Genomic DNA, 24,087 nt, shown 5'->3' with positions numbered 1-24,087 from the left:
AAAATCGGCTTTAGCGATTAGGATAGAAGCACGGCTAACCCAGACACTTTTTATGGCAGAGTATCAAACGATCGAATATCGCATTGGCAAAGACGGCAAGATCATCGAAACCGTTCTCAATGCGTCAGGTTCCAGTTGCCTCTCAACAACGGCAGGGATTGAACAGGCGTTGGGTGCGATCGCGTCACGAGAGCTTTTGCCCGACCATGATCAGACTAACGGTGACGTGTGGGTAAACGATATTCAGTCTTTAACTCAAGCCTAAGGATCGTGGATTAAATAAGATCGAATATTGAATCGTTTGGAGGGGCGAACGGCCGTTCGCCCGTACAACAAATCACGGAGTTATTTAATTCCCATTCTTAAGTGAGATTGCAGCATGGTGGATGATCCAGATCTGTTTTGGTTTGGTGTGGTGTTGATGGCGGGTAGTATTGGGCTGATTGTCACTCAAGTTGGGGCTGGCAAGCGATCGCCTGTCTCGATACCACCTCAAGGAACCACTCCAGCACCCCTATCCCCGCACGCTTCAGACCCACCACCACCGCCAGATCCAGCTCCCATGCAGCAAACTGCCGCCAAAGAATTGTGGACAGAATTGGCAGACCTGCGGCAACAGTGCGATCGCCTGCGCCAGGAATTGCAACAGCAGCGATCGCATCTCAACCAGGACTTTCGGGATACCACCTTTGCCCAGTTACAAACCTTGCTGACTAGCTACCCAACCGCTCGCAAGATGGCAGAATTTCAACCCGACTTGCCTGCCAAACAGCTCAATGCCCTCTTTACCCCGCTAGAAAATTGGCTGCAAAGCTGGCAGATCGAACCCATTGGCTCTGCATGGGATGCCGTTCCCTATGACCCCCAACTGCATCAACCCGATGGTGCCGATCTGCAACCTGGTGAATTGGTCTACATCCGGTTTATTGGCTATCGCCAGGGCAGCCAGATCCTTTGTCCAGCCAGGGTTAGCCGCACGCTGCCGCATAAAACTATTAGCACTGCTCCATAGGTCTGCACAAGCGTTACAATGAAGTGTCCTCAGGGAAACTCAACTTTTTAACGGTTATGAATAGTTGCATCTTAATGGCAGAGGTTGTCCAAGATCCTCAACTTCGTTATACGTCCGAAAGTCAACTCGCCGTGGCAGAAATGTGGGTCGAGTTTGAGGGCATCCGCGACGAAGACCCACGCGAGCGGCTGAAAGTCGTAGGGTGGGGCAATTTAGCACAGGAAATTCAAGAAACCTATAAAATAGGCGATCGCATTATTATCGAAGGGCGGTTGGGCATGAATACCATCGATCGTCCGGAAGGGTTCAAAGAGAAACGGGCAGAAATGACGGCACAGCGCATCTATCGCCTGGGTGCAGAGGGCGGAGCCGTGTTGACTGCTTCAACGGCGAGTGGTTCATCCTCCAGCAGCAGCGCACCGGCTAAACCTGAAAGCCAACCCGCAAAGGCAAAACCTGCCAGAACAAGCCGTCCCAATGTTTCTGAGGCACCCCCTGCCCCCGCTTATCCGGCAACACCTAGCCCAGAACCACCCGATTACGATGATATCCCCTTCTAAATAATCGCGTTGCAACGTAAGGATCGTGGAATTTAATAAAACCCGATTCTTTTTGAGAAAGTGGCAGCGGAGCCGCCACTTTCTCAAAAAGAATTACAGGTTAATTCATCTGTGATCCAAGGATGGACGGCGCTCAGCGCCGTCCATCCTTACGTTTTTAGGCATTGCTGATTTAGGGTGTGAATGTTCAGGCGAACCCGTTGGATTCCCCTGAACATTCACACCTGGTTTTAGCCCTGCCCTGTCCGAAGCTGGACGGCTAACGCTATATTTGGAACAACCTCTAAGGCGATCGCCATGCAAGCTAAAAATTATGCGCTGGCAATTCATACGACTAGTCCTGATCTGGGTCTAGCCATCAGCAACTTCAAAGGCGATTCGCGTTGCCAAAATTGGCCGTTGGGGCGAGACGTTTCAAATTATCTGCATACGCATCTACAAGCCTTTATTCAACCGCAACACTGGCACGATCTTGCCTTTATCGCCGTGGCAAAGGGACCCGGTGGGTTTACCGGCACTCGCATTGGGGTGGTCACAGCTCGAACCTTGGCGCAGCAACTCGATTTACCCCTGTTTGCCATCTCCTCCCTGGCAGCCATTGCCTGGGCAGAGCGATCGCGACTGCTGGCGACCAAGACCGCGTATGATGCAGACCTGGATATTGCCGTGCAAATGCGTGCCCAACGGGGTGATCTATTTACTGCCATTTACGGGATTCGAACCACATCCGCCTTAGAAACGTCAGGAACAAATCTGCTACCCCTGCCCGCCAACGTCGAGAAAAATGCAGAAGAGTTAATGGTGCTTTTGCCCGATACCGTGATGTCGGCGACACTATGGCAACAGATTTTAGATACCTGGCAAAATCCCTATCATCTGGTTGATGCCCAAGATAGTTTGGGTGCAACCGTTGCTGATGTGTTGGAGTTAGCCTATTTAGATTGGAAACAGGGCGTAAAACCCCATTGGTCTAACGCTCTACCGTTTTATGGACAACACTGTGTTGTTGAAACAAAATAAACCCCGCCTAGTTAACCTGGTTCTAACTCAGTTTGTGTTGCCCTAGCGTAGGGGCATAGCATTAGGTCAAAGCTCCTTGAGTCACCTCGAAAATCCCTGACCAAATGCCACGCCCTTACAGGATTGGATGACTCCGACACAAAATCCGTCAGAATCAGTCATTAACCAGTCAACGGTAATATCGTGCGAGCTGTTTATAGCGCGATCGCCAGGTCTTTCAAAACGGGGCATACAGGCTTCAGGCTATACCTTGAGAAATTGGTATTCTTTCCGGAAGCTCGAAAAATGACGGTTAAAATTAAGACATTCTATGATGAATAGTCCTTAAGTGTTTAAGCAATGAGCCTATTTCGATTTTGACATTGCGGATTTGAGTGATGAACGTTGGTATGGGTGCCGCACGAGGCGCAGCATCTACACCAACGTTTATAGCTGGCTGAAGCAATGCCCGAAGTTTATCGAGAGGGGTGTTTAAATGGATTTGCTTGAGTAATGTCTGAGTTACGTCGAACTATTGAAGTTTATTAAAATGTCTCCGCTTACCTCAATGCACAAGACTGCGGTATGAGCTGGAGCCAATAATGCCCATTCCACAAAAAATATAGGGGATTATGGTTCTACGCAATTCAGTGAGGACATCAAGGGGGTGGGGGCACCGCCCCCACGCAGGGGTGAAACCCCTGCACCCCGTCCTGACCCTAATGCGTACCGCTATAAATCAACACTTTTTAATCCAAATTCTTAGTAGTGGCAGCAGTGCCTCCACCTTGTCCTAAACCAAATCTGTCATGTGATAGGTATTTGTTTCAGCCAAGTTTTATTCGCAAATGGTTGCAGAGAAGTTGTTAATTCCAGTTATTGCACCTGAAGATCTTCTGGAGATATGGGCAGCGATCGCTTCCCATACCCAGCAGTCTGCGGATCTGGACACAATTTTACAGTGCGCCGTAGAAAAAATCAGAACGCTATTACAGACGGATCGGGTTGGAATTTATCAACGGCTCAGCCATCAAGAACTGATCGTATCCATCGAGAACGTTGGTGCTGAGTGGATACCTATCCTCGGACAAAAAATAGCCGATCCCTGCTTGATTTTGGACGATGCAGAGATTGATAGCCAGAAACACATCATCCAAATTGATGATGTCACAACGGCTGTGCTTAAACCTTGCTGTACAGATGTCTTGAACCGTTTTCAAGTGCAGGCAAATTTGGGTATGCCTATCATCGTGCAGGGCAAGCAATGGGGATGGTTGATCGTCCATTACTGTCGCAGTTCCCGACCCTGGAAACCCCTGGAAACACAGCTATTGCAACAGGTTGCAGTACAGTTGAGCATTGCCATTCAACATGCTGAGATGCAGCAGCACATTGCTCAACTCACTCAAGCGTTAGAGCGATCGTCAAGACCCTCGTCTAATCAAACGTCCAGTCAAGCGTTCAAGACACCATTAGCGTTATCGCAACCGTTTTATCAAACGACCGACCCTCTCTTTACAACCGAATCACCATCACCACCGCATGAATGGGTACGGCGAGCCTCTAAAACCGGACTTCTTACCATTCTCAACCGTGCGATCGCGGCAATTGCTAGTTTTCGGTTGTTTACCCATCGCTCCTGGGAGCGCGATTTGACCGCACTCAAGCAAGCAGAAGTCGCCTTACAAAAGAACGAACAATTACTCAGCGCGATCGCTGCCAATATTCCGGGGGGTATCTACCGGGCTGTTTATCGTTCAGACAATCAACTCTCTAGCATCTTTCTGAGTGAAAGCTATCGCGATTGGTTGGGATATGAGTTAGAGACCTTGATCAATCATCCGAACCAGCTGTTGGAAATTATCTATCCTGACGATCGGCAATATGTCATAGACGCGCTACAAAACGCCAGGGAAACCCTGCAACCCGATTCTCTGGAATATCGGTTTATTACGGCGTCTGGAAAATTGTTGTGGGTGAGAGACCACGCTCGATTTTCGAAAACCGAGAACGATGAATTAATTGTCGATGGTGTCACGCTTGATATTAGCGATCGCAAACAATCAGAAGAAGCATTACGTCGCTATGAACGGATTGTCTCTGCAACCCCGGATTGTGTCTCGTTACTCGATCGCAATTACACCTACCAGATCATCAATCAAACCTATCAAATCTGGAATGTCAAACGTCCCGACGAAATTGTTGGTCATACAGTGGGTGACTTACTGGGAGAAGAGTTTTTTCAAACATTCAGCAAGCCGTTGCTCGATCGTTGCCTTGCCGGGGAAACGGAGAATGTGGTTGAGTCTTGGCAACTCTATCGAGATAGTCAGCGGCGATTTGTTCGGGCAACCTATACGCCTTACATAGATGCGGATGGCACAATTTCAGGGGTCGTCGTCAATGTGCATGATCTGACCGATCTCAAGCACATCGAAGAAGCATTGCAAAAGAGTGAAGAACAATTGCAACTTGCTTTAGAAGCATCGGGCGAGGGTTTGTGGGATTGGAATATAGCTACGGATGAGATTTATCATAGTCCGAGATGTTTACAGCTTTTGGGCTACGCGGCAGATGAATCTATAGAGGCGATCGCTACTTGGAAAAACTGGCAAGATCTGATTCATCCAGCAGATTTCTCGAATATGCTAGAGCGGTTGACCGCTCACATGGACAATAACTCCATTCCCTACTTTTATGATTACCGAGTTAGAACTCGATCGGGCGACTGGCTATGGATTGCAGATTATGGCAAGGTTGTGGCACGAGATGCAAACAATCAGCCCTTACGGATGATTGGAACCCTTAAAGAAATTAGCGATCGCAAGCAAGTAGAAGCAACCTTGAGAGAGAGCGAGGAACGCTATCGCTCGGTAATTGCAGCCATGTCAGAAGGTATTATCCTCCAGCAAGCAGATGGGCAAATCACAGCTTGCAACGAAAGCGCTGAGCGCATTTTGGGTTTAGCGGCAGATCAGGTGATTGGGCAAACCTCGATTGACTTAGACTGGCGCACGATTCAGGAAGATGGTTCGATCTTTCCGGGTGAAATGCACCCGGCTATGATTACGTTACAAAACGGGCAACCGCAATCGAATGTGATTATGGGGATTTATCAAGCGGACGGTAGCATCACCTGGGTTACGATTAACTCCCAACCGTTATTTCATCCTGATGCTACTTTACCCTATGCGGTAGTCACGTCATTTGCCGATATCACAGATCTGAAACAAGCCGAGTTCGCTTTACGCCAGCGATCTGAACGAGAACAGCTACTCAGTGCGATCGCCCAGCACATTCGTCAAACCCTTGATTTAGAAAAAATTCTAAACACCAGTGCAACTGAAGTTCGACACTTTTTACAAACCGATCGCGTCATCATCTATCGCTTTGAACCAGACTGGAGCGGCATTATTATTGCCGAATCGGTAGCAGACGGCTGGTTGTCGCTATTGGGAATGCATATCACCGATACCTACTTTGTTGAAACTCAAGGGCTACCCTATCAGCAAGGTAGAATCAAGGCGACCGACAATATCATGACGGCAAATTTTGATCCATGCCACGTTGATTTATTGATTCAACTTCAGGTTCGCGCTAAGCTCGTGGTTCCGATTTTGCAAGGCGAACAGTTATGGGGATTATTGGTTGCCCATCATTGTCAATCGTTCCATTCCTGGCAGTCTTTGGAAATTGAACTCCTCCAACAACTGGCTACACAAATTGCGATCGCCATTCAGCAATCTCAGCTTTATCAACAAGTGCAAGCCTTGAATGAAACGCTAGAAATTCAAGTTCAAGAACGCACGACTCAACTTCAGCAAGCATTAGAGTTTGAATCTTTAATCAAACGAATTACCGATAAAGTACGAGATAGCTTAGATGAAGATAATATCTTGCAAACAGCAGTGCAGGAACTTGGGTTGGGGTTGAAGGTGAGTTACTGCAATACCACAACCTATAATGCTGAAAATCAAGTTGTTTCACTGAGACATGTATATAGCAAAACGGATTTCTCTGATCTGGAGATGATCTTGCCAGCGCATCAGTTTTCTGATATTTACGAACAGCTTTTAAAGATTGAATACTGCCAGTTTTGCATCACATTACCCACTATTGTTCAGTCTTGTGATCAGACTTGGGTTTCTGTGCTGCTGTGTTCAATTTTTGATGATCAGGGCACCTTGGGCGATCTGTTACTTTTGCGTCCCAAAGAGTTGAACTTTGATGAATCAGAGATTCGGTTGGTGCAGCAGGTTGCCAATCAGTGTGCGATCGCTTTACGCCAATCTCGGCTATATCAAGCGGCTCAGGCTCAAGTCCAGGAATTAGAACGCTTAAATCAGCTCAAAGATGATTTTCTCAATACGGTTTCCCATGAATTGCGCACCCCCATGTCTAACATCAAAATGGCAATTCAAATGCTAGAAATGATTCTAGAACCATTGGGAATCTTCGCCGATGAATCAAACGTGATCAATCGGTATTTCAAAATTTTGCAAGAAGAAGGTCAACGTGAAATAACGTTGATCAATGATTTACTGGATATGGCACGCCTGGATGCTGGAATTGATCCGCTTCATCCCATTACCATTGGCTTGCAATTCATCATCCCCCATATTGCCGAACCCTTTATTGAACGTGCCCGTCAGCAACAACAGCACTTGCGGATCAATATTCCAGACACGTTGCCACCCCTCACGACTGACTTGGCTTACCTGGAGCGAATTTTGACTGAGCTGTTGCACAATGCTTGCAAATATACTCCCACCCAGGAAAGCATTACTGTCTCTGCCCAGGCAACCTCTACCGGGCTAGAGATTAGTGTTACCAATACGGGGATAGAAATTCCAGTTGAAGAGTGCGATCGCATTTTTGACAAGTTCTACCGCATTCCCAATAATGATCCCTGGAAACATGGCGGTACGGGGCTGGGCTTAGCGTTGGTGAAAAAACTCACCGAGCAGTTGGGTGCCAGGATTCGTGCCACCAGCAGCAATGGGCAAACGAGCTTCATTTTAGAGTTTAGTGAGTAACGCGATGAGACTTTTGTCTGCCTAATGTTATGCTCACAAATCGAATGAAACCAAAAGCTTATTTTTGTTAGTACAACAGATTTTTGAATCTGCGTGATAGCGGAGAGCGCGGTTTCAATAGGCGATCGCTTAGTTTCTCAAAAATGGCAGAACTTAACTTACGGTGTCAGGAAAATTATCTCAATATCTAAATTTGTTCCAAAATTATCTCAATAAACAATTTTCCAAGATAGTTTCTTTTATATGGACTGCCAAAATATCCTATTTTCATAGAAATTAAGCCTGCATTAGCAAGAGAAAATATTTTATCCTGATCATGCGGTATAAGAGTTTCTGTAATACTTGGATCACTTTTATAATAAGTGATAAGAGTTGGAAGATCATTAAGATTGAGCCTATCAATAGCTCTACTCAAACCGTATAGATCCTCTTTTGAAATTTTTCCTTCCAGGAAAGATCTATATCCAATTCCAAGCATATTTGCCTTTTTCATATCATCAAGTCTTTCAAGTAGCAGAATTAAATTCTCACCAGTTTTTCTGCGCTCATTTCCATCATGCTCAAGTTCATAAACAAAACTCTGCCTTTTATCTTTTGGTATATCTTTGATATTTTCTAAAAAATAGATGAGCTTCTTAACAAAAAGATAGTTTTGGATATTGTCAACGGATTTGATTGCCCGAAAAACAGTTCCTATAACTGGAATATCTTGAAGCAATCCTTCAGGCAACATTTGATCAATACCAAGTTCTAATAAGTCTGATGTAATCTCTTGGAGATCATCACTTTTTAGTATTTCTAGAACTGCTTTTTCAGGAGAGATATATTTTTCTAGATTTCCTACTTCCATATTTCCTAATTTTTATATCTTAAATAAGCTTTGTCTAAAGTAGCGATCACACAAAGTTGATCTTAAACTACAGCTGTTCTTGGTCTGGTCAACTAGGCAGTTTCATGTCATAGATACTCTCCATCCTAACCACCCGTCAACTGCTATAGCTACTTAAAATAAAGTAGGCAGACGTATTTCCTTTTTCAAGCAGAGTTAAACAATATATAAACTTGAACAGAAAATTATGAAAGGGGTCAGGATGTTGCCTCTGCCCAACAACAGGAAATTCTAGATTTTGTTGAATTTTTGAAGATGAAGAAGAAACTAAAGTAAGTGAAGAAATTTTGTGACGCGAAGCAGAGGGGCAAGAAATTAGGTAGAAGAATATCTTCAACAGAGGAGGGAGGGCGATCGCCCTCCCTCCTCTGTTAAGGATATGAATTGAGAATCTATTACTCGACGCCTTCGATCCGATCTTCAACTTCCTGGTAGAGTTCGCGTAGCAATTCTAGATTGCTATCGCTGGTTTCCCAGTAGCCGCGACCGTTGACTTCCAGCAACGTGCCCACCATCTTACGGAACGAGTGGGGGTTGAGGTTGAGCAATCGTTGCCGCATGGCTTCATCTTGAATGAAGGTGGCATTGGTATCTTCGTAGATCCAGTTATCGACAGCTCCGGCAGTGGCAGACCAACCCATGGTGTTGACCAGTCGCTTCGAGAGTTCCCGAACTCCCTCATACCCATGCGAGAGCATCCCTTCGTACCACTTTGGATTGAGCATTTTAGTGCGGGCATCCAGGCGAACGGTTTCCGATAGGGTGCGAACCTGCGCATTGGCAGTGGTTGTATCGGCAATGTAAGCGGCTGGAGTTTTGCCATCTCCGCGCAGTTTGCCGACCAACTTGGTGGGGTCAGAGTCAAAGTAATGGGAAACATCGGTCAGCGAAATTTCCGATGAATCCAGATTTTGGAACGTGACATCCACCGTTTTTAAAGATGATTCAAAAATCTGGCGAGATTCTTCCATCATGCCGGGGTTGTCGGAGTTAAACGCAAAGGATTTACGCGCCAGATACATATCCTGTAGCTCTGACTCATTTTCCCAGGTGCTATTTTCAACCGCCAGGTTCACGTTCGATGAATAGGAACCCGAAGCATTAGAGAAGACGCGGGTTGCTGCCTGACGCAGGTTGATGCCCATATCTTCGGCTTGCTTCAAGGCATGTTTGCGGACATAATTCATTTCCAACGGTTCGTTGGCTTCGGCTGCCATTTTGATGGCGCGATCGAGTAAGTTCATCTGGTTAATGAACAGATCGCGGAACACGCCCGAACAGTTGACGACGACATCAATCCGGGGGCGTCCCAGTTCTTCCAGCGACATCATCTCTAATTTATTCACCCGACCGAGCGAATCGGAGACAGGGCGAACGCCAACCAGCATCATCACCTGCGCCAGCGATTCACCATAGGTTTTGATGTTATCGGTGCCCCACAGCACAAAGGAAATGGTTTCGGGATATTGCCCACCATTTTCTGCTTTTTGCCGAGTTAGCAAGCGTTCGACCACAATTTGAGCAGACTGAACAGCTGCGGTGGTTGGGATGGACTGGGGATCGAGAGCATGGATATTTTTGCCTGTGGGCAACACATCTGGGTTGCGGATGGGGTCGCCACCGGGACCGGGTAGGATGTACTCCCCAGCTAACGCCTTTAACAAGGCACCCAGTTCGTTATCGGCACAGACTTGCTTGAGGCAAAATTCCAAATACTCAAACAACGGCTTGAGTGCTTCTGGATCTACCTTGGTATATCCAGCGTCGTGCAAGGCTTCAATCCAGGGTTCTTTGCGACCCATGTTAAGGAAATTGAGCTTAGAAACGATGGAGACTCGACCATCGGCATCAATTTGCTCTTGCACCATAGCGGTAACGGCTAGGCGGGTTGCCTGGTTGATGTCGTACAGCAATTGCACATCGTCGAGTAAGCCGCGATCGCTATTTTTATAGATCTGATCGATATCCCGACCGAGGCTACTGGCAATAATCCGAGGCAGGCTGAGCACCTCTTCTTCCATCCGATCGAGACTGGCAATATTCACCAACGTGGCGATCGCCTCTTCTGCGGTAGGAGGTTTGCCAACGACATGCAACCCACAAGGCAGCAAGCGAGACTCGATTTCCATCAAGCGAATGTAGACCTTGCCGACTAAAGTGTCGCGTTCATCAGCCGACAATTCACCGGCGTCCTGTTCAGGGAGAGCAATATCCTTATCGAGATTCACCAGACGGCACTTGTCGATAATGGCATTGACAATGGGAATCGAACGACCCGTATCTTTCAGGGTTTGATAAGAGCTGATCAGTTCGCTCAGTTCCTTTAACCCCTTATACAAGCCTGCATTCTCCGCCGGAGGCGTGAGATAGCTAATGGTCTCAGCATAGCTACGACGTTTGGCGATCGTCGCTTCAGAGGGGTTGTTAGCGGCGTAGTAATAGAGGTTAGGAATGTTGCCAATCAGGTTATCGGGATAACAGTCACCCGACATCCCCATCTGCTTACCGGGCATGAATTCTAACGACCCATGGGTGCCAAAGTGCAGCACCGCATCCGCTTGCCAAATATGCTCCAGGTAGGTGTAGTACGCTGCAAACCCATGGTGGGGGCTGGCAGACCGGGAGAACAACAGACGCATCGGATCGCCTTCATAGCCAAAGGTAGGTTGAACCCCAACAAAGACATGCCCAAACTGTTTACCGTAGATCAGCATGTTCTGACCATCGGTGTTGAGGTGCCCTGGTGCCGCACCCCAGTTTTCTTCTAAACGTTGATAGTAAGGCGTTAGCGATTCATACTCGGGCACCGACATGCGGTAGGCAATATTCAGCTCTGGGCTGCTGTATTGCGCCTGGGCATCGTGAATCACCGCCTGCATCAGCTCGTCTACAGAATTGGGCAAATCCTGTACGTCATAGCCGTTGTTCTTCAAGGCTTTCATGACTTCGTAGATAGAGCCAAACACATCCAAATAGGCAGCCGTGCCGACATTCCCTTTATCGGGCGGGAAACTGAAGATGGTAATGGCAATCCGCTTATCAATTTTGGGTTTACACCGTAGATTTGCCCACTTCAACGCCCGTTGAGCAACGGCTTCGACCCGATCTTGTAAGGCGATCGCCTTTCCGGTGGCACCATCTCGTCCCGATACAATAATCGGTTCAATAGCGCCATCCAGCTCAGGAATCGCAATTTGCAGGGCAACTTGAATGGGATGTAAGCCCAGGTCGCTGTCCTGCCATTCTTCGGTGGTTTGGAATACCAGCGGCAGCGTCACCATATAGGGACGGTTGAGCCGTTTTAGCGACTCGATCGCCTTGGGATGATCTTGTCGGGCGGGTCCACCCACCAATGCAAACCCCGTCAACGAGATGACAACGTCAATGATCGATGATTTGGTCAGCGGATCGTAGAAATAGATATCGATCGGCTTGGAAAAGTCTAGCCCCCCAGAAAACACAGGAATAACCCGTGCGCCCATGCTTTCTAGCTCTTGCACCATTGCCACATAATGGGCATCGTCGCCAGTAATCAGGTGCGTCCGCTGCAAGACAACCCCAATGGTCGGAGCCAGCGGATCTTTCAAATCATCTGGGATATCTCGCCGAGAATTGTACCAGTTGAGATATTCCTTCAAGTCCTCAAACATCTGAGGAGCCAGAGGGTGCCAGATACCGACATCGGGATAGGTGACGGGATCACGATATTGCAGAGGCAGCGCTTCTCCCTTGGCGGCATTGGGGTAGACGTATTTGTCTGCCAGCATCAGCAGGAAGTTTTCCAGGTTTTCGGCAGAGCCACCTAACCAATACTGAAAGCTGAGCATGAAGTTGCGGGCGTCTTGTGCCTTGTCGATAGGCAGGTACTTCAGCACCTTGGGCAAGGTTTGCAGCAATTTCAACATGCCATCTTGGAACGATGCGCCAGATTTTTCCTTGCGCTTGCGCATGAACTGAGCGATCGCCCCTTTTGATTGACCCAATTGCGCCATCGAGAAGCTACCCATTTTGTTGAGGCGCATCACCTGGGGCATGGAAGGAAAGACAACGGCAACATCCAAGCGATCGCGATAAGGCTCTACAGCCGCAACAACTTTATCTGCCAATTCTTCGATAAAAATCAGAGAGGCAATAAAAATATTTGCCTGGGATACATCATTTTTCAGGGCTTCGTAGTTTTCAGGGCTGCGGAGTTCTTCAAGCAGGTAGCCACTGATCTCGATCGCCAGATTGGGACTGTTTTGGTTGATAGAACGGACTGCCGACGAGAGGGCGCTCTGATACTGCGGCTCTAGCACGACATAGACCACCTTAATCAGCGATCGCCCCTGGAGATTTTCAGGCGCGATATGTCTGACTGTGGGCTTGACGTGAGTGAACATGCGGTTTAGCTCCTTCCAAAAAGCTTTCAGTTATTTTTCGTCAGTAGTTTCAGCAGCAAGACAGATTGACAGATTGATCTGCAAGGGAAAATTCAATCTTCAATCCTTAAAAAGCCAAGAGCCAACCTCTGACCGCCAAAAACTGTTACATCAGTCTTTTTACCAGAAAACCCTTACCAAATGGACAATGTAGCGCCTATCTGACACAAATTGATAAAAAAAGCGAGATATTTTTTTACTTTTGTTTACAGTCATGAGAGTAACTAACCAACAAAATTTTAATTTTTGTTAAGCGTCCAACGCCTTTGTCAGAGCGCATCACAGAGTCCAGGGAAAGGCTCAATACCCTGACGTTTTGGCTGATTAGACAGGTGATGTGTGGAAATGCTTCGCTCCGCGAAGCATTTCCACACATCACCCTGTAATCGCGAACTGGGTGGCGCAGGTGCGGCAGTCCTGACCGATCAAAATTTTAGTTCAGCGATTTAGTTCAGCGATACGGTGACTGTCGCCCCGACCGCTTCGAGCTGAGTTCTAAATCTTTCTGCTGTTTCTTGATTGACCTTACGACTGACAACGGTTGGGAGCTTACGCACCATGGCTTTGACTTCTTGCCATTCTTTCCCGGTCAGGTTGTTTAAGATGCGAATCACGTCCCGATTATTCTCCGGCATGGTTTCTAGAATGATATCGTAGGTGGCTTCGTCGCCTGCTGCCAAGATCTTCAGGGTCGCATCACCTAAAACAAAGTGATAAAACACTCCGCCATCATCGCTGACATCAAACGTGGCATTAAATTCCCTGGCGCGTTCATCAAGATAAAGTTTTGCCGTTTCTCCCGAGATTTCAGTGCGCAGAGCAAAATCGAGAACCGAGACTCTGCCCTGTCCAGCTTTGATCAGTTGAAAGAAGGTGTGATAAAGGCGATCGCGTTTTTCGCGTTGATCTTGCTGGTGTACATTCCAAATTAAATAACTGCCGCTTGCCATCGGTAAGGTGCCAAACAACACCAGTGCTAAAAAGGCTTCATAGCGATCGTAAGGCGGCGTGTCGTCGTCATATAGCTTGGCGACCGACAGGGCAAAAATAGGCAAACCCAAACCCAGCAATAATGCAGCTGTCGTCTTTTTGACCCATCTCATCGATGCCTCACCCCATAGCTCTCAACATATTGTCGCAATTCCCATGCCATTCGCTTCAAGCCTTGTTGCTCATCTTGGCGAATAAACGGGAGAAACATACGAGTCAATATTCCCGATAAATTTTCTCGATGAACATATTTGGTGCGGTTCAGCCCAATATCTTGCAACTCAAACACATGCTCACTTTTAAATCCAGGAGCTGTATAGACCCATCGCAAACAGATGTTCGGCTGCATCAACACAATCCGAGGCTTAATTTCGGTTTCTTCTTCCCCCGGTACCCGCCGGATCGATAACAAAACCTGCTGCCCTGGCTCCAAGGGTACATCGGGGTCAAGGTCATACAAAAAAGTATTCCATTTGAACCAAAACTGCTTTTGTACCAGCGTTTGCCAAATAGCAGAACGAGGCGCGTTGATCTCAATTTCTGCGTAGAGACTCGGCATAGGGGGTGGAGGGGTGGAGGGGTAGGGGGATGGGTGAGAGGAGGGGGAGGGGGGTAAAGGGGTGGAGGGGTGAAGGGGTAGAGAGATGGGGGGTGAAGGGGTAAAGGGGTGTGAGCTGAGGGATTTGTTAAGCAAATAATATCTCTATCAGCTGATAGCTAACAGCCAACAGCTCATAGCTAACAGCCAACAGCTCATAGCTAACAGCTGACAAGCTAACAGCTAATAGCTAACAGCCAACAGCTAATAGCTATGAGCCAATGGGCTAAACTGTAAACTTGCCCTTAGCCAATTGCCCATCGCTTTATGCAAGGTTCTGAACGTCGTGCCAGTCGCTTCAAAGGATTATCTCAGCCGATCGATCGGGTGGCGATCGCCACAATGCTGGTTTTGAGTATTGTGATTGGCATTTTGGTGCTGGGTGGGGATCACACTTCTCCCAAAGTGCGCTCGTTCACCTGGCAAGATCAACAAATTGGCGCGGAAGATACCGCTTTTATCCTATCCTTCAATCGCCCGATGGATCAGAGTAGCGTTGAACAGAATCTGCGTCTGGTGCCGCCGCTTCCCGGTAAATTTAGCTGGGCAGGGCGACGTATGGCATATACGCTGGAGATGCCTGCTCCCTATGGCACAGCGTTTGAGGTCGATCTCAAGGGTGCCCGCGATCGCTTTGCTAAGCCAGAAGACGATCGGACGATTCAACCGTTTGTCGGACGGTTTCGCACCCGCGATCGCGCCTTTCTGTATTTAGGGGCTGAAGGTGAAGAAGAAGGTCGGCTGATTTTAGAAAATCTGACGCGACAAGAGCATCGGGTGCTGACCCCTGCGAATTTAGTTGTGATGGATTTTCAGCCTTATCCTGAAGGCGATCGCATTTTGTTCTCGGCATCCGATCGAACGGCGATGCAACAGGGGACGCTCGACCAAAAACTCTACACGGTGACCACAGGCATTCAACCCCAGGCGGCAACAGGGTCTGCTCTGTCGTTTCAGACGAATGAAGCGCTCCGACCCAATACTACCCCTCAGTCAGCGGGGGTGATTACACAAGTGTTGGATAGTCAGGATTATCAAAATCTAAAATTTGATTTATCGCCTGACGGTCAGAAAATTATTGTCCAACGGGTCAATCGCAAAAATCCTGGAGACTTTGGCATCTGGTTGCTCCAGGGAGATGAGCCAGCTAAACCGCTCGAAACAGAACCGGGTGGCGATTTTCTTATTGCCCCCGATAGCAACTCGCTGGCGATGAGTCAGGGGCAGGGGTTGGCAATTTTGCCGCTAGAGTCGGGGGCAGAACCGCTGGACTTTTTAGCCAAATTTGGCATGATTTTAAGCTTTTCCAACGATGGTACGACAGCGGCAACCGTGTCGTTTAATGCGGTGCCGTTGAACCCAACGAAGTCGCTGTATGTGGTCGATAACCAGGGCAAGGAGAAGGAGCTGGTCAAAACCGATGGGTCAATTCTCAGCGCCCAATTTGACCCGATGAAGAAAAATCTGTATGCCCTGATTACGACCCGTCTGCCTAACGACGAGGTGTTTTTAGAACAGCCTTATTTAGTCAGTATCAATCTCAAAACGGGGCAGCGGACGGAGTTGCTAAAATTGCCGCTGCAACGGGAGATTCAGATGAGCCTGGCTCCGGATGGTTTGGGCATTTTGCTCGATCAGGTCGTGGCAGCGAATCCTGACCAGGCATCGGAGGAACTCTTGCAAAGTGATGATGGCATAGCGATCGCCACCAGTCGGTTGTGGTTTTTACCGATCGAACTCGATAAAGATGGCAATTCGGTACCCGTCCAGCCGCAACAATTGCCCCTGACAGGTCTCAGCCCCCAGTGGTTGCCTTAAAGATTACATCAGGCTATTACCGGGATTCAGGAATGCCAACGAAAATGGGATGAATTTGAACGTGAAACCTTTGGTTTCACGTTCAAATTCATCCCGCTATTACAACCATTTTCAATTAATTAAGCCACAGATTTTTTGTTGTGTGCCGCGCGGAGCGCGGCACACAACAAAAAATCTAAACATATTCAAGCGCGAAGCGCTGTAAGCCATGGCGTTTAAACTTTCAATGCCACCATTTTGTGAACCGCTTCAACAATTTGAGCCGGTTGGACAATGGTGAGATTTTCCAGGGTGCCATTGTAGGGCGTCGGAATATCTTGAGAAGCCATCCGCAGAACTGGCGCATCCAATTCATCAAACAGGCGATCGTTAATTGATGCCGTTAGTTCTGCACCAATGCCACCCGTTCTCATACATTCTTCAACAATAATCACCCGATGGGTTTTGCGGATGGATTCGCCAATCGTATCGAAGTCTAACGGCTTCAGCGAAATCAGGTCGATGACTTCGGGATCAAAGCCTTCTTTGGTCAGCGTTTTAACAGCCTGCACGACATGATGGCGCATCCGAGAGTAGGTCAGAATGGTGACATCCGAACCCTTACGGACAACCTCTGCTTTATCAATCGGCACTACATATTCACCGTCGGGCAGGTCTTCTTTGAGGTTGTAGAGCAAGACATGCTCGAAAAACAGGACTGGATTGTCGTCGCGAATTGCAGCTTTGAGTAACCCTTTGGCATTGTAGGGGGTAGAGCACGCTACCATCTTTAGCCCTGGTACACCCTGAAAATAGGCTTCCAAGCGCTGAGAGTGTTCTGCACCCAATTGCCGACCCACCCCACCAGGACCCCGAATAACCATCGGAATTTTGAAGTTGCCACCAGAGGTATAGCGCAGCATTCCAGCATTATTGGCAATCTGGTTGAATGCCAGTAGCAAAAACCCCATGTTCATCCCTTCGATGATGGGACGCAACCCTGTCATGGCGGCTCCAACTGCCATGCCTGTAAAGCTGTTTTCTGCAATAGGAGTGTCTAAAACGCGCAACTCTCCATATTTTTCGTACAAGTCTCTCGTGACTTTGTAAGAGCCACCGTATTGACCCACGTCTTCACCTAATACGAAGACGCTTGAGTCTCTTGCCATCTCTTCATCAATTGCATCACGCAAGGCATTGTATAGGAGAGTTTCTGCCATCTGAATGTTGAATTTTGGTTTAAGGATATCAACCTAGAATTCTACCGTCTTGGGGAATACTTTAGAGATTTCATCCTGGGGATCATGAATCGACTCAACCCTAATTCACAGCGCTTCGTGCCTGGATAGATTACGGTTCCTGCGTGAGAACGCAGCCCTCACCCCCATGTCGCACAATTTAGCGTTGGCAACACCGGGTTCATTGCTCGATAATCCTTAAGATTTTCTTAAGATTTGCCATTGGGCTGGATTTAGTTCTCGCTGCTATGGAAATCGCCAGAATATGCTTATGGTGGTTAAGCATTTAGCTAAATTTTCTTGCGCTATGAGATTTAGAGGTTGGTCTGTTAGGCGATCGCTACTGATCGCGAGTCTGAGTTTGCTGATCAGTTTATTTCCCAGTGTGGTCAGAGCGATCGCACCAAATTCTGGGTTGTTTGCCCAAATTCCAGGATTGCTCGATGTGATTGATTGGGTTCAACCTCCCATCTGGAATGGCGGATTAGATCCAGAAACCTATCTCCCCGGCAGTAACGTTTCCCACTTACCCCAACCAATTAATGTCCCGACGGCAAGCACGTCTCCCCAATTTATCCCCCGACAACAAATTGTAGCGGTCAACTTTACTAACTACGAACCGCGCATGGAGCGAGACCTCTATGGCAACCTGTTGACCAACGAATTGATTGCCGTACTCCACGAAACAGTCGGGTCTGCCAGCAGTGCGATCAACACATTTCAAAATAACCATCCCAATGATGACGATCAGGCGAGCTATCATGCATTGATTGCCCGAGATGGCACGGTGATATACCTTGTACCGCCCGAAATGCGAGCATTTGGAGCCGGAAACTCAGTATTTGATGGACCGAACGGATCAGAAACCGTTCGCCTCGACCCAATTTTGCCCCCTTCAGTCAATAATTTTGCCTACCATGCCTCGCTAGAATCACCCTCCGATGGACGTGGCAATGGTGCGACCCACAGCGGCTATACCTCTGCCCAATATCAATCACTGGCCTGGTTAATTGCTCAGACCAACATCCCCGACGATCGCATTACTACCCACCAGGCTGTCGATCGCTCCGGTAATCGTCGTGATCCTCGCAGTTTTGACTTCGCCCGGTTTTTTGATCTGCTACACCATTTCCGTGAAACATAAAATTTGACGTCGCTGATTTTAGTGCTGAAGTTGGGGCTGACTATGAACGTGAACCCGAAGGGTTCACGTTCATAGTCAGCCCACCAGTAAGGATCGTGAAGTAAATAAGATCGAATATTGGATCGTTTGGAGGGGCGAACGGCCGTTCGCCCGTACAACAAATCATCGGAGTTATTTAATTCCCATTCCTAAGCCATGTCTTTTCGACAGACTGTTAGACTCAAATCAAATCGACGAGCAAGCTTCAGTATGGCTCTACGCGATCCAGTTAAGACATCGGGGTGCAGGGGTGAAACCCCTTCACCCCGTCCTAACCCTAATGCGTACCGCTATATTACCCAAAGCAATTATAAGGAACGGCATGAAAGAACTGTGGAAAACGTATCGACCCATTGTTTTAGCCAACGGTTTTACGTTAGGTCTCTTTTTCGCGTTTACCCTGTATGTTAAGTTTGCCGTTTGGGATAAAGATTATTGGTATCGGGCTTGGGTCATCAAACGTTTGTTTTCAGAACCCTATTTCGAGCCGATTTATACCAGCCTTCTTACAGACCTCTCTGAAATGCTGTGGTGTGTGTCTTGCACCGTTTGTCTGTTTAGCTTTGGGTTCTTGCGAACGGTGGGTAGCCAGTCTAAAATGCGGTTGTTTTTTCTGGCGTCTGCCCTGATTCTAGGAATGCTGTTAGCGGATGATGTCCTGAGAGTAACCATTTTCTTGTATAGCTACGCCCATATCCCTAAACTTGCTATGTATTGTTTTTATGGTGGGGCGATCGCACTGTATGGAATGTCGTTTAGAAAAGTGATTGCATCGACTCCTTATATCTTTTTAAGCATAGGTGCAGGTCTATTCGTGCTTTCAGGGCTGGCAGACTTACTCAAATTGAACGGAGAAGTCACCCCCATAATTCTTGAAGATGGTACTAAATTATTGGGTTTGGTCAATATCACACTGTATTTTTGGTATGTCTGTCGGCAAGCAATTTTGGCGATCGCACCCCCTCCTCTGGAACAACGGTATTAAAAGACCTGCTCACATACCGCCGACTAATATAGCAGTGGCTATTTTGCTTGAGCGTTGCGGCAGATGGCAATTCATGCAGAACAGGTTTAGTGCTGTATCTTACGCAATTGAATTAAAACAGGTGGTAGGTTGAAGGGCAGCGCTCTATACGGCTCTTCAACCTACCACTTGTCTGTTTCTCAACGAGTAGCGCTATATCAAGCCCCATCAAGTTGATCTCTGTTCCTTAACCCTGAGCTACAACAGAGCTAAAAAGACCTTGATGTAATACCTGGAAACCCTACTGCTGACGTATGAAAGGACTGATTCAATATCTCTCTGACATCAAATCAGATAAAGCAATTCTTTGGTGTTACTTCATTTGGTATGGTGTAGCCGTTTATTTTCACTTTGATCCGACCTGGAAGATTTGGATCAATTCCATCGGCATCAGTGCGGTCATTGGTACCGGCTTATTGCTGAGTGTTTCTTCTACTAAGATGAGTGAACCCGACCCCTGGCAAACCGTTCGGCTATATCTCATGCCATTCTGTGTTTCAAGCTTCTCTGCGTTAATCAAAGAGCAGGGATTCTTTGTCGTTGTGTCACCCAACTTCGACGAAACACTAGTCTCAATATCCTGTTGTATTCTGTTTTTGATGATTATTTTAGTGGTCAAGTCCATCAACAAAAGAACGGCTTGACTGCTTGCTGCTCACCGTCTCTGCAAGCCTGAAATGAATGAATGAGTCTGGCTTTAAGCAAATAGGCGCTTGAGCCTATCGAACCTGGAAAACATCGAATCAGTGTGTACGCCTTATGAATCCTCTTCAGCCCAACTGTATCGCAGTCCAAGTCTGTCGATAGGTGCTCAAGCCGTTTCTAGCCAATCGTAAATGCGATCGAGTTGTTCTAACGTCACCAGTCCGTATTTCAACAAAATCATGGGTAAAGGTCCTGGATCTTGTTCGCGCTGACGTAAAGCGATCGCAATCGAAGACGCAGAAATTGCCATATCTTCTTGTAAAAATTTAAGAAATTGCGAGTATTTAGTGGATGTCATTTTGAATTTTCACCTCCTGAAGGTAATCACTATTGGTAACAGTTTGCTAAACGGGTTTGTTAATTGACTAGACACTCTATCATGCGTCACAGGCGGCCGTCTTAATCTATTAAGAGAATTTAAGAGGTGCACAGTGTTAGCCGTAAGGCTATCCGGCATTGCTCTACGCTTCAATCTACTCAATAGGTAAATTGTGCGATCGCTAGCCTGTCCTAAGTGGTGTTTTCTGTGCCACCTTTCGGCTGAGTTAAAGGCTCAGCGGCTAGAAGAGTGAGTGTCAAAATTGATTAAATCTTGAATCCTTTTATTTACCGTCCGAGAGAGTACTCTACTTTTCAGATCAGATTCTGAACCGTACCCGTACAATCCAGTAAAGCTAAGCGCTCCACACAGCGTTAGCACCGTTACATCCCAGGACTGCTTAAGATAACAAATCTCAAGTCGCCTGTATAGTCTTTTTTTCCCTGATTTTTTAAAAATGGCTTAAAAAACTTTGAAGATCGGGAAATTGGTCACTTTGAACCACGAAATTAAGTGGTATTGCGGCACGCATTGGGGTTAGGACGGGGTGCAGGGGTGAAACCCCTGCGTAGAGGCGGTGCCCCCACCCCTCTAATGTCCTAACTGGATTGCCCTAACTGGATTGCGTAGAACCATAGATCAGGCTAAAAGCATTGATTTTTCGCAAGATCAGCAGACAAAAAATAAACTTAACAAACAACCCTCAACTGCATCAGCCATTTGGAATTGTTCGTTAAGTTTTAAGGTAACTCAATCCCTAACTGGAATCGTCTATCTCAGGTTCAGCAATTTAGGGCTCTAAAACTTCAATATTGACGCGATCGCCTACCTCAAGACTGAGTTCTTCAGCTCGACCTGCCCGCAATTCGATGACCTGATTGACAGGGGTACTGGGACCATAAACCGGACAGATAGGAGTGGTACAGGGTGGAACGTTACTGGCGATCGCCTTGACCTCACCATCGAGTAAAAACACCATATCCAGAGATACAGGCACATTTCTCATCCAAAACTGAACGGAGCGAGCCACATTAAATGGAAATAACATGCCCCGATCGTCCGGTAAGGCTGGGCGATACATCAACCCCATGGCTTGCTGTTGGATAGTCTGAGCCACCTCAAGTTGAATAATTTGCCCTCCAATATCTGCCTGGGCTGTGATCGGCAAAAACTGCCCTGGTTCAGATGACGATGGGGTTGGGGAGGCTGGCTGTTCGACTTGGGGTTGGGTACTTGTAGTGTTTGGGGAAGAAGAACTGGAGGGGGATGCAGCACACCCTAAAATAGCAATACTCAACCCAATCCCCAGCAATTTTAAGTAATGGTGATGATTCATAACCGTAAATTTATTTTGTAACCCATCGAGGGTACTGATAGCTAAACGTTCAGCCATGCTTTTCATAAGAAGCGATCGCCCCTGCCTTAAACCTTTACGACCGACCCGACACAGGCGTTGCAGATTTTAGGGTTGAATTTGACCCTAAACCCTTCGGCTTTACAGTCAAATCCATCTCGACATCAAGCCATACCCTATGCATCGACGACAGGAAGGGAATTTCGGTTTCGCGGCTGCATAACTCTTCCAGCCAGAGCTTGAGGATGGGCACACGATGACCTACCCAAGATCTACCCAACGCTGTTTATGCTCGCCTGAGTGAATGATGCTGCCCTGCCAATATATCTAACTCCAACCTGCTTCATCAACTTTCAGCAACTCTCAACAACTTTTTAAATCTGTCCAACTTCAATCTATCCAATATTGGGTCAGACCTTCGCTTTGAGTGAAGGCAAGTCTCAATAGCGTAATCTACAAGGTGTTGTGAGAGAGCCGCGCTCTGCGCGGCTCTCTCACAACACCCGTAATCTACCCAGTCGCAAAGCTCTGAAGGTCAGGGTGCAAACAGTGCCCCAATAAAAATCAGCAGCTTGCCAATGCTCTTTTTACGATATCGGTCTATGGGGCAGTCCCAGGGCAGGTGTAAGAAGGGGAAGAGGCGTTGCTGCCTTATAGGAAGGAAGTCCTCCATCCCGTTAGGGGTTCTTACACGTGATTTGGGCTTGCCATAGCACTCGATATCTCTCAAAAAGCAGAAGACATAAACTGCTGAAGCAATCTAATGTTAGATAGAAAAGTAGGCTGACAGAGGGCATCGTCCAAAGGTTTTTGGGGCGGGGCAGAGACTGCCCTCTACGTGAAAACGAAACTGCCACGTTCCCGACCTGATTTGCCATTGACCAGCGCAGTCTAAGCTAACGTCGGCTGAGATGGCACCCTCCCTACAGAGAAATGCCATCCATCGCTGAAGCGTTAACTTAGGTGGAAGGAGACTCAGCAGGTGTAGGAGACTCTCCAGCCGGGGGAGCTTCACCACCACCACCGCAAGCACCGAGGATTGCGGTCAAACCCAGAACCAGAAACATGGCAATTACTTTCTTATTCATATGTTCCTTTAAGCCAAACAAGGTAGTTGATCTTGGTCGTAAGCAGTTCACAGGCGGGATTCGAATCTAACTAGACCTAACTCATCTGAAGTTATTTCTAAGGAATCGAAGATTCCAGCCTATGAGACTCAGCTAAATTCTCCCTTCTAAGGTTAAGCCAAAGCTTGATAAACCTATGAGTTTTTTTGAGAATCTTGCCTAATCGTCAATTATTTAGCAAATCTCTCAGAATGTTAAGTATTTGCTGCTAAATTTTTGCACGCGCAATTATTTCACTCAATCTGTCGAGGGATAGATTCCAGTCTGAATCCCTTATTTGAAGACGCTTTATTGTCGATGGAGTTAGAAAAAGTCGGGGTTTATTTCATCTGCGCTCTCAAGAGCCTGACAAGATTCCCATACCTCTTGTGGGAGAGTGCAGTTCCGCCACACTCTCCCCCAAATTACCCTAAGCGGCAGCGGTTCCTCCTTCGATGGGGTAGCTGACGGCTTTCCAAGCCGCTAAGCCGCCACGCAACTCAGACACATTGAGATATCCCGCCTCGCGCAAATAGGTAGCCGCGATCGCCGTTTCATCATCCGTCTCACCGTATACATAGATATCGCGGGCGACTTCTAAGGTCAATAATGCTCGCTCAACCAGTTCGTCTAGTGGCATCGATACAGCTCCCCGAATATGACTGGTACGAAAAGAGGCGCGATCGCGTGTGTCGATGATCGTCAACCCCGGTTCGCCCCAATCCAATCGGATTTGTAGATCATGGACACGAGACTGGGCTTGCATCGGCGGCGGAACAGGAATGATGCCAAATAGATAAGTCATGAGGAGCTACCGAGAGTGGAGGATACTCCTGCAATGTAACAACTTATCTTA

Annotated in this window: 19 protein-coding genes; 9 read left to right on the top strand and 10 right to left on the bottom strand. The window is 47.4% G+C overall.

What is annotated here, in order from left to right:
* The first annotated feature begins 52 nt into the window (after window positions 1-52).
* The 5 genes from ACR6Z4_RS15045 (at window position 53) to ACR6Z4_RS15025 (ending at window position 7,607) form a co-directional block, all read left to right on the top strand.
* Window positions 53-265, top strand: a complete 213-nt coding sequence (locus ACR6Z4_RS15045; protein ID WP_479718110.1) for a DUF2997 domain-containing protein — start codon at window positions 53-55, stop codon at window positions 263-265.
* A gap of 114 nt (window positions 266-379) precedes the next feature.
* Entirely contained in the window at window positions 380-1,012 is a 633-nt protein-coding gene (locus ACR6Z4_RS15040; protein ID WP_479718109.1) for a nucleotide exchange factor GrpE, read from the top strand.
* A 56-nt stretch (window positions 1,013-1,068) separates the two neighbouring features.
* Window positions 1,069-1,572 (top strand): single-stranded DNA-binding protein, encoded by a 504-nt coding sequence (locus ACR6Z4_RS15035; protein WP_479718108.1) that lies wholly within the window; start codon window positions 1,069-1,071, stop codon window positions 1,570-1,572.
* Between the two features lie 297 nt (window positions 1,573-1,869).
* Window positions 1,870-2,592 (top strand): tRNA (adenosine(37)-N6)-threonylcarbamoyltransferase complex dimerization subunit type 1 TsaB, encoded by a 723-nt coding sequence (gene tsaB / locus ACR6Z4_RS15030; RefSeq protein ID WP_479718107.1) that lies wholly within the window; start codon window positions 1,870-1,872, stop codon window positions 2,590-2,592.
* A gap of 827 nt (window positions 2,593-3,419) precedes the next feature.
* Window positions 3,420-7,607: a GAF domain-containing protein gene (locus tag ACR6Z4_RS15025; protein WP_479718106.1), complete on the top strand. Its 4,188-nt coding sequence runs from the start codon at window positions 3,420-3,422 to the stop codon at window positions 7,605-7,607.
* A gap of 187 nt (window positions 7,608-7,794) precedes the next feature.
* On the opposite strand, the gene ACR6Z4_RS15020 is transcribed toward ACR6Z4_RS15025, so the two are convergent.
* The 4 genes from ACR6Z4_RS15020 to ACR6Z4_RS15005 form a co-directional block, all read right to left on the bottom strand.
* Window positions 7,795-8,457, bottom strand: coding sequence for a hypothetical protein (locus ACR6Z4_RS15020; RefSeq protein WP_479718105.1), 663 nt, complete (start codon window positions 8,455-8,457; stop codon window positions 7,795-7,797).
* A 434-nt stretch (window positions 8,458-8,891) separates the two neighbouring features.
* A complete protein-coding gene (locus ACR6Z4_RS15015) occupies window positions 8,892-12,878 on the bottom strand; it encodes a magnesium chelatase subunit H (RefSeq protein WP_479718104.1) in 3,987 nt (1,328 codons plus the stop codon).
* Between the two features lie 485 nt (window positions 12,879-13,363).
* Window positions 13,364-14,020 carry a ribosomal protein L7/L12 gene (locus ACR6Z4_RS15010; protein WP_479718103.1) on the bottom strand — a complete coding sequence of 219 codons (657 nt, stop codon included), beginning with the start codon at window positions 14,018-14,020 and terminating at the stop codon, window positions 13,364-13,366.
* On the bottom strand, window positions 14,017-14,466 hold the full coding sequence (locus ACR6Z4_RS15005) for an SRPBCC domain-containing protein (protein ID WP_479718102.1): 450 nt from the start codon (window positions 14,464-14,466) through the stop codon (window positions 14,017-14,019). The genes ACR6Z4_RS15010 and ACR6Z4_RS15005 overlap by 4 nt, the downstream gene beginning before the upstream one ends.
* Window positions 14,467-14,772: 306 nt before the next feature.
* On the opposite strand from ACR6Z4_RS15005, the gene ACR6Z4_RS15000 reads away from it, so the two are divergent.
* Window positions 14,773-16,323, top strand: coding sequence for a TolB-like translocation protein (locus ACR6Z4_RS15000; RefSeq protein ID WP_479718101.1), 1,551 nt, complete (start codon window positions 14,773-14,775; stop codon window positions 16,321-16,323).
* Window positions 16,324-16,538: 215 nt separating this feature from the next.
* Here ACR6Z4_RS15000 and ACR6Z4_RS14995 read toward each other — a convergent pair whose 3' ends face one another.
* Window positions 16,539-17,522 (bottom strand): pyruvate dehydrogenase complex E1 component subunit beta, encoded by a 984-nt coding sequence (locus ACR6Z4_RS14995; RefSeq protein WP_479718100.1) that lies wholly within the window; start codon window positions 17,520-17,522, stop codon window positions 16,539-16,541.
* A gap of 325 nt (window positions 17,523-17,847) precedes the next feature.
* Between ACR6Z4_RS14995 and ACR6Z4_RS14990 the strand changes: the two genes are divergently transcribed.
* The 3 genes from ACR6Z4_RS14990 to ACR6Z4_RS14980 all read left to right on the top strand — a co-directional run bounded on the left by ACR6Z4_RS14990 (window position 17,848) and on the right by ACR6Z4_RS14980 (window position 20,391).
* Window positions 17,848-18,684 (top strand): peptidoglycan recognition protein family protein, encoded by an 837-nt coding sequence (locus tag ACR6Z4_RS14990; protein ID WP_479718099.1) that lies wholly within the window; start codon window positions 17,848-17,850, stop codon window positions 18,682-18,684.
* Between the two features lie 361 nt (window positions 18,685-19,045).
* Window positions 19,046-19,708, top strand: a complete 663-nt coding sequence (locus ACR6Z4_RS14985; RefSeq protein ID WP_479718098.1) for a hypothetical protein — start codon at window positions 19,046-19,048, stop codon at window positions 19,706-19,708.
* Window positions 19,709-20,001: 293 nt separating this feature from the next.
* Window positions 20,002-20,391 carry a hypothetical protein gene (locus ACR6Z4_RS14980; RefSeq protein ID WP_479718097.1) on the top strand — a complete coding sequence of 130 codons (390 nt, stop codon included), beginning with the start codon at window positions 20,002-20,004 and terminating at the stop codon, window positions 20,389-20,391.
* Window positions 20,392-20,558: 167 nt separating this feature from the next.
* Here ACR6Z4_RS14980 and ACR6Z4_RS14975 read toward each other — a convergent pair whose 3' ends face one another.
* The 5 genes from ACR6Z4_RS14975 to ACR6Z4_RS14955 all read right to left on the bottom strand — a co-directional run bounded on the left by ACR6Z4_RS14975 (window position 20,559) and on the right by ACR6Z4_RS14955 (window position 24,036).
* On the bottom strand, window positions 20,559-20,750 hold the full coding sequence (locus ACR6Z4_RS14975; RefSeq protein WP_479718096.1) for a DUF2949 domain-containing protein: 192 nt from the start codon (window positions 20,748-20,750) through the stop codon (window positions 20,559-20,561).
* Window positions 20,751-21,561: 811 nt separating this feature from the next.
* Window positions 21,562-22,164 carry a DUF192 domain-containing protein gene (locus ACR6Z4_RS14970; protein ID WP_479718095.1) on the bottom strand — a complete coding sequence of 201 codons (603 nt, stop codon included), beginning with the start codon at window positions 22,162-22,164 and terminating at the stop codon, window positions 21,562-21,564.
* A gap of 37 nt (window positions 22,165-22,201) precedes the next feature.
* Window positions 22,202-22,378, bottom strand: a complete 177-nt coding sequence (locus ACR6Z4_RS14965; RefSeq protein WP_479718094.1) for a hypothetical protein — start codon at window positions 22,376-22,378, stop codon at window positions 22,202-22,204.
* A gap of 706 nt (window positions 22,379-23,084) precedes the next feature.
* Window positions 23,085-23,213 (bottom strand): hypothetical protein, encoded by a 129-nt coding sequence (locus ACR6Z4_RS14960; protein WP_479718093.1) that lies wholly within the window; start codon window positions 23,211-23,213, stop codon window positions 23,085-23,087.
* Window positions 23,214-23,661: 448 nt separating this feature from the next.
* On the bottom strand, window positions 23,662-24,036 hold the full coding sequence (locus ACR6Z4_RS14955; protein WP_479718092.1) for a rhodanese-like domain-containing protein: 375 nt from the start codon (window positions 24,034-24,036) through the stop codon (window positions 23,662-23,664).
* Between the last annotated feature and the right edge of the window lie 51 nt (window positions 24,037-24,087).

The sequence above is a fragment of the Calyptranema fuscum S582 genome, assembly GCF_055793305.1.
This window is presented reverse-complemented; position numbering and strand designations above follow the sequence as displayed.